Annotated in this window: 14 protein-coding genes; 5 read left to right on the forward strand and 9 right to left on the reverse strand. The window is 36.2% G+C overall.

What is annotated here, in order from left to right:
• The first annotated feature begins 26 nt into the window (after positions 1-26).
• Positions 27-827: an NAD kinase gene (locus MHB55_RS13730; protein ID WP_144535367.1), complete on the forward strand. Its 801-nt coding sequence runs from the start codon at positions 27-29 to the stop codon at positions 825-827.
• Positions 828-834: 7 nt separating this feature from the next.
• On the opposite strand, the gene rarD is transcribed toward MHB55_RS13730, so the two are convergent.
• A complete protein-coding gene (gene rarD, locus MHB55_RS13735; RefSeq protein WP_229654039.1) occupies positions 835-1,743 on the reverse strand; it encodes an EamA family transporter RarD in 909 nt (302 codons plus the stop codon).
• Positions 1,744-1,901: 158 nt separating this feature from the next.
• On the opposite strand from rarD, the gene MHB55_RS13740 reads away from it, so the two are divergent.
• A complete protein-coding gene (locus MHB55_RS13740; protein WP_191696763.1) occupies positions 1,902-2,489 on the forward strand; it encodes a hypothetical protein in 588 nt (195 codons plus the stop codon).
• A gap of 148 nt (positions 2,490-2,637) precedes the next feature.
• Here the strand turns inward: MHB55_RS13740 and mbcS are convergent, their stop codons facing one another.
• The 5 genes from mbcS to ezrA all read right to left on the reverse strand — a co-directional run bounded on the left by mbcS (position 2,638) and on the right by ezrA (position 8,835).
• A complete protein-coding gene (mbcS, locus tag MHB55_RS13745) occupies positions 2,638-4,218 on the reverse strand; it encodes an acyl-CoA synthetase MbcS (protein ID WP_151113541.1) in 1,581 nt (526 codons plus the stop codon).
• A gap of 185 nt (positions 4,219-4,403) precedes the next feature.
• The gene (locus MHB55_RS13750) at positions 4,404-4,604 is read right to left on the reverse strand and encodes an alpha/beta-type small acid-soluble spore protein (RefSeq protein ID WP_144535358.1); all 201 of its coding nucleotides are present in this window, start codon (positions 4,602-4,604) and stop codon (positions 4,404-4,406) included.
• A gap of 81 nt (positions 4,605-4,685) precedes the next feature.
• Positions 4,686-5,888: a tRNA uracil 4-sulfurtransferase ThiI gene (gene thiI / locus MHB55_RS13755; RefSeq protein WP_151113539.1), complete on the reverse strand. Its 1,203-nt coding sequence runs from the start codon at positions 5,886-5,888 to the stop codon at positions 4,686-4,688.
• 5 nt (positions 5,889-5,893) lie between these two features.
• Positions 5,894-7,027 carry a cysteine desulfurase family protein gene (locus MHB55_RS13760; protein WP_151113537.1) on the reverse strand — a complete coding sequence of 378 codons (1,134 nt, stop codon included), beginning with the start codon at positions 7,025-7,027 and terminating at the stop codon, positions 5,894-5,896.
• A 107-nt stretch (positions 7,028-7,134) separates the two neighbouring features.
• Complete coding sequence (gene ezrA / locus MHB55_RS13765) at positions 7,135-8,835, reverse strand: septation ring formation regulator EzrA (protein ID WP_151113535.1); 1,701 nt, start codon at positions 8,833-8,835, stop codon at positions 7,135-7,137.
• 147 nt (positions 8,836-8,982) lie between these two features.
• Between ezrA and hisJ the strand changes: the two genes are divergently transcribed.
• Entirely contained in the window at positions 8,983-9,780 is a 798-nt protein-coding gene (gene hisJ / locus MHB55_RS13770; RefSeq protein WP_151113533.1) for a histidinol-phosphatase HisJ, read from the forward strand.
• Between the two features lie 14 nt (positions 9,781-9,794).
• Positions 9,795-10,274, forward strand: a complete 480-nt coding sequence (locus MHB55_RS13775) for a GAF domain-containing protein (RefSeq protein ID WP_144535348.1) — start codon at positions 9,795-9,797, stop codon at positions 10,272-10,274.
• A gap of 68 nt (positions 10,275-10,342) precedes the next feature.
• Here MHB55_RS13775 and megL read toward each other — a convergent pair whose 3' ends face one another.
• The 3 genes from megL to MHB55_RS13790 form a co-directional block, all read right to left on the reverse strand.
• Entirely contained in the window at positions 10,343-11,536 is a 1,194-nt protein-coding gene (gene megL, locus MHB55_RS13780) for a methionine gamma-lyase (RefSeq protein ID WP_370455707.1), read from the reverse strand.
• Between the two features lie 75 nt (positions 11,537-11,611).
• On the reverse strand, positions 11,612-13,471 hold the full coding sequence (locus MHB55_RS13785; RefSeq protein ID WP_151113531.1) for a sensor domain-containing diguanylate cyclase: 1,860 nt from the start codon (positions 13,469-13,471) through the stop codon (positions 11,612-11,614).
• Positions 13,472-13,541: 70 nt separating this feature from the next.
• Positions 13,542-13,694, reverse strand: coding sequence for a hypothetical protein (locus MHB55_RS13790; RefSeq protein WP_154310360.1), 153 nt, complete (start codon positions 13,692-13,694; stop codon positions 13,542-13,544).
• Positions 13,695-13,840: 146 nt separating this feature from the next.
• Here MHB55_RS13790 and rpsD point away from each other — a divergent pair, with 146 nt between their 5' ends.
• Entirely contained in the window at positions 13,841-14,443 is a 603-nt protein-coding gene (gene rpsD / locus MHB55_RS13795) for a 30S ribosomal protein S4 (protein WP_144535344.1), read from the forward strand.
• The last annotated feature ends 99 nt before the right edge of the window (positions 14,444-14,542 follow it).

A 14,542-nucleotide genomic window follows, 5' to 3' on the forward strand; every position in this document is an offset into this window, starting at 1 on the left:
TATTAGCATAAAAAAGGAGCATGCATATGACTTCCAGAAATAATATCTACTTATACACTAAAAATGACACAGACTCACTACGACGAAAAGAATTGTTGCAAAAAGTTATTCATCAGCATGGATTTAAAGCTGTTGATAATTTTGAAGAAGCATCTATTATTGTTAGCATCGGTTCTGACGCTACTTTTTTACAGGCAGTTAGAAAAACCGGGTTTCGTCAGGACACTCTTTACGCAGGAATCTCTATAACTGATTCTTTAAACATGTATTGCGATTTTTTCGCAGATGACATAGAGAAGATGGCAGATGCTGTACAAAAAGATAAAATTGAAGTTCGCAAATATCCTATTTTAGAGGTCTCTGTAAATAAGAACCCAAAGTTCTTTTGTCTAAATGAATTTACTATTCGTTCCAATGTCATCAAATCTTTTGTTTTAGATATTTTTATTGATCAAAAGCATTTTGAAACCTTTCGAGGAGACGGGATGGTCATTTCTACCCCTACCGGTAGCTCCGCATACAACAAATCATTAAACGGCGCTGTAGTGGATCCGCTCCTTCAATGCATTCAGGTTGCTGAAATTGCATCTATGAATAGCAATGAATATCGAACACTAGGTTCCCCTTTTGTATTAAGCAGTGAAAGAACTCTAGAGCTTCGCTTGCAGCAGGATTGGAACGACTATCCATCCATGAGCACAGACAATGAGGCACTAAGCATTCAGCATGTGGACACTGTTACCCTTTCCTTGAGCGATAGAGTAGTGAAAACCGTTAAGCTAAAAGACAATAGCTATTGGGATAAGGTAAAACGTTCTTTTCTATAAATCACACTTATACTATTAGCATTTTCTTTCTTCTTAATTCTAGAATTTTTGAAAAAGTAAATAATAAAAGCGCAACCCAAATGAAAGAAAAAGAGATGAACTCTATTTTACTAAATTTTTCACCATATACAAAAATACCTATAACTAACATCAGAGTTGGCGCAATGTACTGAATAAATCCTGACATATAAAGAGGCATTGTTTTTGTACCTTTTGCAAATAGGACAAGTGGAACTGCAGTAGCTACACCCGTAAATACTAGAAGTATGGTTGTCGTAAAATCGCTCGAGAAAAATACCGCTTGATCTGCTACAACCATGTAACTAAAGTAAGCTAATGCAACTGGAAGCACAAATAATGTCTCAATAGTCAGCCCTCTTAACGGATCAATGGTGATTCTTTTCTTAATCAGCCCGTAAAATGCAAATGTACTTGCTAATAACATGGCGATCCATGGTATTTCACCATAGGAAATAGTAAGTAAAAGCACACCTGTCGCTGCTATTAGGACGGATAACTTTTGTGCCCAAGAAAGCTTTTCCTTCAAAAAGACAATGCCAAGCAATACGGATAGTAATGGATTGATGTAATATCCGAGACTCGCTTGCACTATATAGCCCTCGTTTACTGCAAATATGTACAAAAACCAATTTCCTGTGACTAAATATGAGGCTAAAACAAGACTCCAAAAAGACTTTTTGTCCTTCCATAAATTTTTTAGGTCTTCTATTAAAACAGAAAACCTTCGACCAAGTAGGACTACTATCAATGTGAAGACGAATGACCATATAACTCGTCCAGATAATATTTCACCACTAGCAACATGGTCCAACAGCTTCCAATAGATTGGCATAAATCCCCACCAAGCATATGCCAGCACAACTACAATAATTCCTTGCTTTTCTTCTGCACTCAAAACAAACACCTTCTTTACATACTTTGGCACACGAAATAATAGCATTATTATAGTTCTTTATCTAACTAAAGTAAATACGCAGAGTAGTTGATAAGCGAAATAAACAAGGGTTACCTTGAAGGCAATCATATAATGTGAAATTACCTAGGAGAATGTTTATGTTTACTGAAAAACAATTAAAATATTTAATTGCAGGTAAAGTAATAGGCAATAGCTTTCCATATAATACAAATGATCATCTTGAAATCGAAGCCCATATTCGACGACTATTTTATCAAATAAATCGTATTCCCAACTTAACTTGTGTGGCAGAGTGGGATCATTTTGGTAGCGGATTTGCCTCATTTGTGGAATTATTTTGTTTTCGAAAGGAAGATATTATAGTTATAAAAGAAAATAAAGAGCATAAAACAGAAAGGATAGAAGGAGTTGTTATCAATATATGTCGCTTAGCCCCTGTGGCAATATTAGGAGAAGATGAAAGAGATAAGACAATCCATATCATAACAAACGAAGTCGTTGGGGGCAGTTATAGCATGTTAGAGCATCCTAATCAATTAAAAACTAGTGAAAAATTTAGTCCAATGGTAAGGAAATTGAAAGCCGTATTAAGTAAGTACGATTATACACTTTTGGAAGCAGAAAATATAAATAAACCTTTGCCTTTTCAGGCCAAAATTCCAACGATTTATCGTAAACCTAGGGACTATTTGATAATGGATGCAATTTTTTATTGGGAGGATTAACATGTGATTAGTTATGTGGAGTTATTTAGCCTTTAGCTGATAGCAATTATATAGACCTATATAGCCTTGATCCATACTAGGGGAACTGTAAACAAGCATAGAATATCCATGCTGTTTACAGTCCTAGCAGTAACTAAGTTTATAATTTTTACTTAGTCTTTAATAATTCCTTTTGTCTAAGCTCGATTCTTCTGATCTTCCCTGAAGTCGTCTTAGGTAATTCAGATATAAATTCTATTTCTCTAGGATACTTGTATGGTGCAGTAAGAGATTTTACGTGGTCTTGAAGCTCCTTCACTAGCTCCTCAGTTGGCACCACGGAAGAATCTCTTAACACGACATATGCCTTAACAATCGTACCGCGTACTTCATCTGGGCTTCCAACAACTGCGCATTCTTGTACTAATGTGTGTTTAGTTAATGCATCCTCTACTTCAAAAGGTCCGATAGTATACCCAGAGCTAATGATGATGTCATCTCCTCTTCCCTCAAACCAGAAATAGCCGTCTTCATCCTTTCTAGCTCTGTCTCCTGTTATATAGTATTCTCCTCTAAATTGCATTGAGGTTCTTTCTGGATCCTTTAAATATTCCTTAAAAAGAGCTGGAGTTTCTATATGAACAGCAATGTCGCCTACTTCTTCTGCAGCACAAGGTTCACCCTGGTCGTTTATAACCTCTACAGTATTCCCTGGAGTAGGTTTGCCCATAGAACCAGGCTTAGCATCCATCCCCTTCATAGTACCAACTAGCAAAGTATTTTCAGTTTGCCCATATCCGTCTCTTACTTCGAGGTTAAATAATTTCCCAAAGGTTTCAATAACCTCTCTATTCAATGGCTCTCCTGCAGATACTGCACTGTGAAGGCTAGAAAGATTATAATCTGCAAGCCCTTCTACCTTTGCCATAATTCTATATTCTGTAGGTGTACAGCAAAGAACGTTGACTTTATGTTGCTGAATGTTCTTCAAATATACTTTCGGTTCGAATTTACCGTTATATACATATCCTGTTGCACCACTACCAAGAGTAGCTAAGAAAGGACTCCAAATCCATTTTTGCCATCCTGGACTAGCAGTTGCCCATACAATGTCCCCATCCTCAATACCTAGCCAATTAGGAGCTGAAGTACGCAAATGTGCAAAAGCCCAGCCATGTGTATGAACAACACCTTTAGGATTACCTGTAGTTCCACTCGTATAAGATAAGAAAGCTATATCTTCTTTTAATGTATCTATTGTAGGAAAACTATCTTCTTCCTTCTCCATCTCATCTGTTAAAGAAATCCATTGCTCTTGACCTTGGCCTATAACAAATAATAGCCTACTCTCTAAATCCCTTACCTCTTCATATTGAGACAGGAAGGGTTCGTAAGATATAATCGCTTTTGCTTCACTATGTGATAAACGATATTCAATATCTTTTGCTCTTAACATTTCGGAGCTTGGTATTACGACTAAACCTGCTTTTAAAGCGGCAATATAAACTTCATATGCTTCAATTAGTCGAGGTACCATAATAAGCACTACATCGCCTTTTTTAAGGCCCTTGTTAGTAAATACATTTGCAATTTTGTTTGCTCGAAGGATTAAATTTTTATAGGTGATTTGTTTCTTTTCACCTTTATCTGATTCCCAAATAAGAGCTAACCTATTTTCATCTGAACCATACTTCTCAAACTCGCTGACTAAATTATAGTGTGATGGTGCGATTAAATCTTCTTTGTTCATGAATCATTTCCCCCTTCTTGTTCTACTATAAAGTATAGGGGATTCTTCTCAATTTTCAAATAATAATTTTATTTTTCAAAAAAAATAATGGCATGAGTTTATTCGTTGAGGGGGCTTTATCTTGGCTTACTTAAAATAGAAAAAGGAAGCCAACAGTTTTCACTGCCGACTTCCTTTTTATATTATTAGCTATTAAAACCGTTCATTTGTTGTTGAGCTTTTTGCACTAAACGCTTAGTAATTTCTCCGCCTACGGATCCGTTGGCACGCGCAGTTGCATCTGCTCCAAGATTCACACCAAATTCTTGAGCGATTTCATATTTCATTTGATCAAGAGCTTGTTTCACACCAGGAACTAAAAGTTGGTTGCTGTTGTTTGAAGACATTGTAATCACCTCCTTGTGAAATTAGAATGGTCGATTTCATTCTTTTTATGTACACAAGAAATGAGGTATATTTTGTTATTTTTACAAGAGTTCTTCAAAAACATTTTCTTTTTTCTTTGGAAACGAAATAACTTCTCTATTTTCAACCGCTTCTTTTATTAGTTCATCAAAATCCTTAAAGCTTTCGTAGAATTCCACTTTTTCTAGCTTCGGCTTTGTTTTAGGGCATGATGGAGTAAAAATAGTACAACAGTCCTCGTACGGAAGAATAGATGTGTCATAAGTCCCTATTTCCCGGGCAATATCAATAATGTCTAATTTGTCCATTGATATTAAAGGTCTAAAAATAGGTGTAGAAGTTACTGCATTGATTGCAGTTAGACTTTCAAGCGTTTGACTAGCCACTTGTCCTAAGCTTTCTCCAGTTACAATACCCAATGCACCAATTTCAAGACGAACTTGATCTGCAATTTTCATCATAATTCTGCGCGTCGTTGTCATTGAAACATTATCAGGAATTTGAGCTTGAATACTTTGCTGTATTTCTGTAAAAGGTATGACATGAAGGCGTACAGTTGCCCCGAAATGACTCAACTGATTGGCAAGATCCATAACCTTTTCTTTTGAGCGCTCACTTGTAAAAGGGGGACTATGAAAATGGATAGCGTCTAATCTTACCCCACGCTTCATTAGCATGTATCCTGCTACAGGGCTGTCAATTCCACCTGAAAGCATCAATAATGAACGACCATTAGATCCTAATGGCATTCCTCCTGCTCCTGGAATTACTTGTGCCATCATATAAACAGCATCTGCTAGAACTTCAATTCGCAAATCAATTTCTGGCTTTTTCATTTGAACTTTTAGAGAAGGATAATTTCTTAGTACATTACTTGCAACAGTTGTTTGCAATTCATACGTATCCATAGAGAATCGTTTATCGGTCCGCTTGACCGTAACTCTGAAGGTTTTATCCTCTGTATCTAAACTTTCCATAATCTCTAATGCAGTTTTTTGAATATCTTCTATGTCTTGTGTACAAGAAGCAACCGGACTAAAGGATTGAATACCAAAAATTTTAGGCAGACGTTTAATAAGCTCTTGAATTTCCTCATCATCAGAAGAAGTTAAGAACATACGGTCTCTTTCTGCATGAACCTTTATATTAGGCAAATCCACAAATGAAAATTTTATATTATTACGTAAATGATTGATAAACTGCTTTCTATTTTTTCCTTTTGTTGATAACTCTCCGTACCTAACTAATATTTTTTCCCACTTCATAACATTTAATCTCCTTTAATAACATTTATCACTTCGGTGAATATTTTTTTAAACGCATCTATTTCCTGTTCTGTTGTTAAGGTACTAATACTTAACCGAATAACTCCCTTAATATAATCATCTGAAATATGCATTGCCTGCAACACATGGCTTGTCTTCGTTTGTCTAGACGAGCAAGCACTGCTTGTCGACACAATCACATTTCTTTTTTGCAACGCATTGATTATAACCTCTCCCTTAACTTTACGCACAGAAAAAGTAACGATATGGGGAGCACGAGTATCTGGAGAAATAATCTTAATATTTTCGAAACCACGAAGAAAAGGAACAAGCTCCTCTGTTAACCTCTTCATTTCCGTTGTATTTTTTTCTAAGCTGGCACTAGCAATTCTAATTGCTTTAGCAGTGCATACTGCTAAAGGAACAGGTGTAGTGCCACTACGTATTCCAGCTTCCTGTCCGCCACCGAGGATCATTGGCTCCACTTCACGTGTTTTAGAAAGTGCAAGTAAACCTGAACCTTTTAGGCCATGAATTTTATGAGATGAAATAGTAATCGCATCTATATCATAACGCATGAAATCTATCGGTAATTTGCCAAAGCTCTGAACGGCATCGATGTGAATAACAGCCTTACTATTGCTTCTAACCATTTTACTAATAGCTTCTATTGGTTGAATAGTACCTATTTCATTATTCACATGCATGACACTAACTAGAGATGTTTCTTTCCTTAGTAGCTTTTGTAGTTCAACTAAATCAATGATTCCTGTAGAATCAACGGGAATGAATTCTACTTCAAAACCCAATGTATTTAGCTGTTTAGCTGCCTCTAAAACAGATGGATGTTCTATTTGTGAGACAAGTATATGCTTCCCTCGGAATTTGTACTTGTTAGCCAGCCCAAAAATAGCTAAATTGTTTGATTCAGTACCTCCTGATGTAAAATATATCTTCGAGCTTGACGTATGCAATATTTCTGCAACCTGCTCGCGCGCTGTTTGTAACAGCTCATTTGTGTTATGACCAAATTCATGTATGGAGGATGGATTTGCCCAATATTTTTCATTCACTGCAATAAAGGTATCCATTATTTCAGGCAGAACCTTGGTTGTTGCACTATTGTCCAAATAAATCAAAGTATTCTCTCTCCTTTTTAGGAAAAAGACCACCTTCACAAGTAGTGAGGTGGTCTACATTTCTATCTGATTTTATAAAGTAATTAATAGCTAATGCCAGATATTTGTTATGTACGCCAAGCTGCTTCTTTAATCATCATTTCGATTTTCTTTAAAGCTCCCGGTTCCACCTCTTCCACAGCAGTTGCCGCATCCTCTAACGCCTTAGCATAGCGCAACTGTCTGAATGCTTCCTCTGCTTCGAGTAAACGTGCATGGACATTTGGATGTGTCGCACGATAACGGTTACCATATTGAATAATTTTTTCGGTTAACTCTACATTCTCTAGCATTTCTTTAGCTTTTTGGTGTACTTCTTCCATGCAAGCTTCAGCCTTTTCAAGATAGCCATCTACTAACGTCATATTCAATGGAACTTCCTGTAGGCTTTGCATAGCAACATAAATATGCTCTTCTGCTTCTTCTAGACGGACGTCCATTTCTTCTGGAATTCCTGGAATATTAGCCTTTTGAATCATTCGGTCTGTATCATGTAGTAATACTTTTAAATCATCTAGCTTTTCACGAGCTTTATTTTCATCAATACGAAGATTTTTTAAGCGATTTGCAAAACGATCCTGTTCTTCATATAAACGATCGATTTCTTCAGCAATATCATTTAACTCCTCTTGAAGGCTAGAATAAGCAGATTTTTCTTCTTCAACTCTTTGAGCTAGAAGGCTAAACTTCTTATTAAGTTCCTCCAGCTCTTTTAGACAGCTTTGAGGGATTTCAGCTTCTTTTTCAGGTAAACGATAGCTTTGTTGAACGTATGTCGCTTCTTCGTTTATCGCTTTAGTAGCACTCGTTACTTCTTTTAATCGTATAGCGGTTTGATCCTTATAATTATCCACATACTTTTTAGCCAATACTTCTTTTTCCAATAAATCATAGAAAGTTTCTATTTCTTCTTTAATCTCTTCTACACGAGTCAATGGCTTACTAACCTCGAGTTCCACAATAGAGGCTTTCAATTCTTCAAGCTCCGCTTCTAATCCATCTAACTTCTTTGTCATTTCTAAATGTTGCAAGTAGTAAGAGCTTGCTTCCATTTCTTTTTGACCATTTCGTAATTCATGAATAGTAGCTGGAATCTTATGTTGAATTTCGCTCAGTAATGTTGGAATCTCATGTATTTTATGAAAGAATTTTTGTCCTTCGTCTTGAATATTAATCACTATTTCTCTAGCACTCAAATAGTTACCAGTATCAGTTAGATGATCGAATTCCTCGAAAAGTGGAAGAAAGGATTCTAACTTTGCTTCTAGAGCAGGAGCCGCTTCTCCGAAGGAATATTGATGAGCAAGTAATGTTTTTCTTGCCGCTCGGTGCTGCTCTTTCAGTTGTTCTATTTCAATTCTATTCTTTTCTTCACTACCGATCAGTTCTTCGAGTTCCTTAATGATGCCTGACATTTTTTCATCACAAGAGGATATTAAAATTTGAAGTTCTTTTTCGATTTTGGTGGCTTTCATAAATAGGAACTTATCTACATATTCTTCTGCATCAAAAAGAAGAACGTCTATCTTAGGCATATGTACATCCATAACCTCTGTCCAGGTATTGCGCCATCTTTCGAACATTTCCTCTGTCTGCCCATTCATATTCAGTTGTTTAACTTTCGTCATTTCTTCTAAAATAGGCTTGTTTTGAATTTGGTGCTTTTCATGCTCCAATCGAGCAATTTCTGTATGATGTTTTTTTCGTATGATAAATGCAATGATTGCTATTACTAAAAGTACAATGACTGCTGGGATGATATACCTCATCGTAAGCCCCCTGTTCCAAAATCAAAAAGTTCTAATCTTATCTTACTCTATATATTACCATGCTTTTTATGTTATTGTTTCATAAAAGAAGAATAAACCTAGGAAATGTTAAAAATATTTTACTTTTGTCAAAAGGAGCTAGTAATAATGATAAAAGATGGACATATACATACACCATACTGCCCACATGGATCTCTAGATAGCTTTCATCAATATATTGAGAAGGCTATACAAGCTGGAACTAGCGAAATCTCCTTTACCGAGCATGCTCCGTTGCCTTCTAATTTTAAAGACCCTACTCCAGACAAAGATAGTGGCATGGACTTAAAACTACTTGAGGCATATCTGTTTGATCTAGATCAGTTGAAAAAAGAATACAAACAAGATATTGTTATATCTACAGGTTTGGAAATTGACTATATTACAGGCTTCGAACTTGAAACTACTAGTTTTCTAAACATTTATGGCAAATATTTAGATGATTCGATTTTATCCGTACATTTCTTACTCGATCATGATGACTATGTATGTATCGATTATTCTAAAGAAGTTTTTCTAAAATTTGTTCAAAAACTAGGTAATCCTATGTCTGTCTATAAATTGTATTACAAAACGGTGATGGATTCAATAACGAGCGACTTAGGAATATTTAAGCCAAAACGAATTGGGCATATTACGCTTGCTCATAAGTTTCAGCACGCCCTTCCCAAAACGCTTGACGATCATGAGGACATTTTAGCTATACTAGTAGAAATAAAGAATAGAAATATGGAGTTAGATGTAAATAGTGCTGGCTTTGCTAAGCCCTTTTGTAAAGAGAGTTATCCGCCACTTCCATACGTGTCACTAGCAAAAAAATTAGGAATACCTTTAGTGTTCGGATCAGATGCACATCAAGCAAAAGATTTACATCAGCATTATAATCTTATAAGTAATATATTGTAGAATGGAGAATCAATATGTTTCAAACAACCAACTATTCAACTGACTTATCAGCTAATTATTCATTATTATCTAAGCAGCTAGATGCTCTATTAGAAGGCGAAAAAAATGTGATCGCTAACTTAAGTAATGCTGCAGCACTTTTAAACCAATTTTTTGACCAAATCAATTGGGTTGGATTTTATTTAGTAGAAGACGGCGGTCTTGTACTAGGACCATTCCAAGGATTACCTGCTTGTGTAAGAATACAGCTGGGTAAAGGCGTTTGTGGTACTGCGGCAGAAACACAGGAAACGATTATCGTTCCAGATGTTCACGCATTCCCTGGTCATATTGCTTGTGACGCTGCCTCTCAATCGGAGATAGTTGTACCTATAGTAAAAGATAGTAAACTAGTTGGAGTTTTAGATATTGATAGCCCTATAAAAGAACGTTTTTCTTCCGAGGATGCAGAGGGTTTAGAAAAATTTATAGAGGTGCTTATTAAGCATATATAAGATAGTACTTTGTTTTTTAATATTAGGAGAGGATGCCCCTGACTTATGTCACGGCCATCCTCTCTTTTTTATAGCTTCAAATTATCAAAGGCTTGCTTTAAATCCTCTATTATATCTTCGGAGTTTTCTAGACCGACAGACAGTCGGAGTAATCCATCAGTGATCCCCATTGCAACTCTTTCTTTTTCCGGTACAACAGAATGTGTCATTGTTGCCGGATGCTGTATTAGCGTTTCTGCATCACCAAGACTAACAGCAATCTTTATAAGGGAAAGAGCATCCATCAGCTGTTGGGCTTTTTCTTTGCCTCCTTTAACTGCAAAAGAAATAAGTCCCCCCCCACTTTTCATCTGTTTCTTTGCTACCTCATACTGAGGATTTTTCTCATCGAAAGGATAATAAATGGATTCTACTGAAGGGTGCGATGCTAAAAATGAGAACACCTCTTCTGCATTTTTTGAATGTCTATCCATTCTTACATGCAAAGTTTTTAACCCTCTAATTAATAGCCAAGCATCAAACGGAGAAATGATTCCACCAAAATCCTTTTGAACTGTTGAGCGGATTTTATCCATCTCTTCTTTATTCTTTCCAACCAGAAGTCCAGCTATTACGTCACCATGTCCATTAATGTATTTCGTTGCACTATGCAGTACAAAGTCCGCTCCTATGTCCAAAGGATTTTGTATATATGGAGAGCAGAAGGTGTTATCTACTACTACTGGAATATTATGCTTCCTAGCAATGTTCGTGATTAAAGCAATGTCTACAATTTCCATTGTTGGATTAATCGGTGTTTCGATATAAATACAACTTGTATTCGGTTTAATAGAAGCTTCAATCTCTTCTTCTGTCGTTAATTTTTCTAAACTATGTGTAATATTGTATTTTTCTTTCATAATGTTGAGTAAGCCGAATGTACAACCATAAATACCTCTAGTACATAGAATATGGTCACCTGCCTTTGTTAAATGTACTAGGATTGTGCTCACTGCGGCCATCCCCGACCCAAAGGCAAGCGCTCCCTCTCCATTTTCAATTGCAGCCATTCTTTGTTCCAGTACATTAACAGTTGGATTCCCTAAGCGAGAGTATATTCCGCCTGCTTCCTCACCTGCAAATCGTCTTGCACCCTGCTCAGCATTCTCAAATGCAAAAGTAGAAGTTTGATACAACGGAACAGCTAAACTATCGTGATGATTTTCTGTCGTATACCCTTGATGAATTAATAATGTTTCTTTTTCCATTGATGATTTTCCCAAAATAGTGCACCCCTTTTGTAAACGCTTACAACAATAGTGTACACATTTATTAAAAAAAAGAAAAGGCAGCTACTCTTAGAAGTGGTCTGCCTTATAAACACAGAGCTGGTTTTTACCATTATTTTTTGCCTCATATAACGCGGTATCAGCATGATGAAACAAATTGTGGAAGTTCATTTCGCCGTCCTCACACCATAACGAAACACCGATAGACACAGTTACACTTGGATTTGTATATATAGGAATTATTTCTAAAAGAGATTTACATATTTTTTTCCCTTCTTCAAGAGTCATTTCGGAAAAATATAGAGCAAGCTCCTCCCCACCCCAACGTGCACCAATCCCTAATTTTTCAACTTGCTTCTCAATAACGGTAGCAATTTGCCTAAGAATGCTGTCCCCTATTTGATGACCATGTGTGTCATTTATTTGTTTGAAGTTATCAATATCCATTAATACAAATGTCCCGCTTGTATCCTTCTCCATAGATTCCTCTACATACCTATCTAAATAGCTTCTAGCGTAGAGATTCGTCAAATGATCTCGATCAACCATTTCTTGAAGCTTATGACGAAGCGCTGAGTTACTAAGTGCTAAAGAGGAATGCTGTATTAATGATTGCATTAATTTGAAACTATCAAAGGAAAAATAGTAAGGCTCACTATGCAATACAATGCTAAATCCAGTAATAGTATCTTGTTCTCTCAAAGGAATTGCCACTAGAGATCGATATGCAACATTTGCATTGCTAATCCGATTGAAGTCAGCTATAAACAGAGAATCCTTCATTTTTTTAAATTGGTTGCCCACGTGCTGGATATACATTTGACCTTCTATTGTATAAAAATAATCCGAACTTGCTGCATTTATAGAATATTCTTCATCCTCTATAAATACAAAGCACACATGCTCTGGTTGAAAGGATTTCATCAGTTGATTTCTTAAAAAAATAACCATTTCACCCTGCGATAAATTCATATTTAACTTATGCGTAGTTTCATTTATTAATTGTAAGTCACCTACTAGACGGTGAGATTGGATAAATAACTTCGCATTTTCCAATGCATTTCCCGCCGTGGCAGCAAGCATCGTGATAAACTCCTTCTGTCTATAAGAAAACAAATAATCTAGAGGGGTGGAAACTTGTAAAATCCCATAGTTCCCCTGCTTTCCTTTAATCGGTACGTTTAGCTGTCTCATTTCTAGGTCTTCTACTAAATCGGAAGTTATCTCCCCTGACACATATGCTTCTACTGTAGCAGGTCTTTCCGCTGTATAATCAAACAACTTATAAGGAACAGAAGTTTTACGATCTTGATCATTCGATAGTATTAGAGTCGTGCCAAAGTCAGGAAACGCATCATGAATGGCAAATAATGTCCCTTGTAAAATTTGGTCAATTTCTAGAGTCGAGTGGAACATCTTTGTAACATTAAATAGATTTCGATATTGGTGCTCTTGTTGAGTGAGATAAACTGACTTTCGAATAACCTTGATTAGTTTACTTACAATGGCAATAAATTCATTTACATCTGGTGTTTGAGAAAATCTCTCCCATTTTTCAGTTAGGTCCATCATAAGCATTCCGAGTATAACGTTTTCTTCATCTCTTAAGAGAATAGAAACCTCTCTGTTCAGTTTTTCCTCTTTTCTTATAAAAGGAATTTCTGCAAAATCTTTTTCGTAGAAAAAACCCTCTATCTCATGCCATCTAATGGCTTCTCTTTTCTTGGAGAGTGAATGATTCCATTTCAATTGAATAAATGTATGTGCATCTTGTATATAATAGCCGGCATACTTCACATCAAAAAATTCGGCTAATAAAATTTTAAAATCCTCGAACCATTTAGCACTAGACTCATGGCTAAACGCAAATTCTGTCCATATGTCAAACACTTTACCTTTAAACTTCGTTAAGTCTATTTGATTGTCCATTTATACACCTCTCAGCTTTCTAAGAGAAAACATGATACTTTTAGCCCAAAACACTTATAATTCAATTTGACTATAAAACTACCTGATTGTCAATATATTCTATCTCCAAAAACAATTTAAATATGATGAGTTCAAACGAATATGATTGACTTTCTGTTTCCTGCAAGATACAATAATCTTTGTGTAAAATAAATGCAGCAGTTGTATGGATTAGATTGTTCATTTTGTTCCTCTATGTATATAGATGGTGTATCCCGTAACCCTCGGCTGCTAGGGCGATGATACATGAAAACGAAATGGCTGCTTTTCTGAATGCATCTGGTTCTTATTTTACAACAAAATAAAACCAATACAAAGGAGGAGTCTTTCATGGCTCGCTATACAGGTCCAGCATGGAAATTATCACGTCGTCTTGGTATCTCACTAAGTGGCACTGGTAAAGAATTAGAAAAACGCCCATACGCACCAGGACAACACGGTCCTAACCAACGTAAAAAATTAACTGAGTACGGTCTTCAATTACAAGAAAAACAAAAACTTCGTCACACTTACGGTGTAAACGAACGTCAATTCCGTACTTTGTTTGATAAAGCTGGTAAAATGCAAGGTAAACATGGTGAAAACTTCATGATTCTTCTTGAAACTCGCCTTGATAACATTGTATACCGTTTAGGTCTTGCTCGCACTCGTCGTGGAGCTCGTCAATTAGTTAACCACGGTCATGTTATGGTTGATGGTAAACGTGTTGATATTCCTTCTTACCGCTTAAAACCAGGTCAAGAAATTTCACTTCGTGAAAAATCTCAAAACTTGGACGTTGTAAACGAATCAATCGAAGTAAACAACTTCGTACCAGAATACCTTACATTTGACGCAGACAACAAAGTTGGTACTTTCGTTCGCCTTCCAGAACGCAGCGAATTATCAGCTGAAATCAACGAAGCTCTTATCGTTGAGTTCTACTCTCGTTAATCTTATTGCTCTGCAAAGAGTAATGATAAAAGCCTTCATAACCTTGTTAATACAGGGTTTGGAGGCTTTTTTATTTTGTCTATAATGAAAGATAAAACA

Origin of the sequence: Psychrobacillus sp. FSL K6-1267 (assembly GCF_038003265.1) — a bacterium.
Taxonomy (GTDB): Bacteria; Bacillota; Bacilli; order Bacillales_A; family Planococcaceae; genus Psychrobacillus; species Psychrobacillus faecigallinarum.

Bases quoted from the DNA above. Each gene is read 5' to 3' on its own strand.
- MHB55_RS13730 (WP_144535367.1), top strand. From the start codon at position 27: ATGACTTCCAGAAATAATATCTACTTATACACTAAAAATGACACAGAC.
- MHB55_RS13740 (WP_191696763.1), top strand. From the start codon at position 1,902: ATGTTTACTGAAAAACAATTAAAATATTTAATTGCAGGTAAAGTAATA.
- mbcS (WP_151113541.1), bottom strand. From the start codon at position 4,218: ATGAACAAAGAAGATTTAATCGCACCATCACACTATAATTTAGTCAGC.
- MHB55_RS13750 (WP_144535358.1), bottom strand. From the start codon at position 4,604: ATGTCTTCAAACAACAGCAACCAACTTTTAGTTCCTGGTGTGAAACAA.
- thiI (WP_151113539.1), bottom strand. From the start codon at position 5,888: ATGAAGTGGGAAAAAATATTAGTTAGGTACGGAGAGTTATCAACAAAA.
- ezrA (WP_151113535.1), bottom strand. From the start codon at position 8,835: ATGAGGTATATCATCCCAGCAGTCATTGTACTTTTAGTAATAGCAATC.
- hisJ (WP_151113533.1), top strand. From the start codon at position 8,983: ATGATAAAAGATGGACATATACATACACCATACTGCCCACATGGATCT.
- MHB55_RS13775 (WP_144535348.1), top strand. From the start codon at position 9,795: ATGTTTCAAACAACCAACTATTCAACTGACTTATCAGCTAATTATTCA.
- MHB55_RS13785 (WP_151113531.1), bottom strand. From the start codon at position 13,471: ATGGACAATCAAATAGACTTAACGAAGTTTAAAGGTAAAGTGTTTGAC.
- MHB55_RS13790 (WP_154310360.1), bottom strand. From the start codon at position 13,694: ATGAACAATCTAATCCATACAACTGCTGCATTTATTTTACACAAAGAT.
- rpsD (WP_144535344.1), top strand. From the start codon at position 13,841: ATGGCTCGCTATACAGGTCCAGCATGGAAATTATCACGTCGTCTTGGT.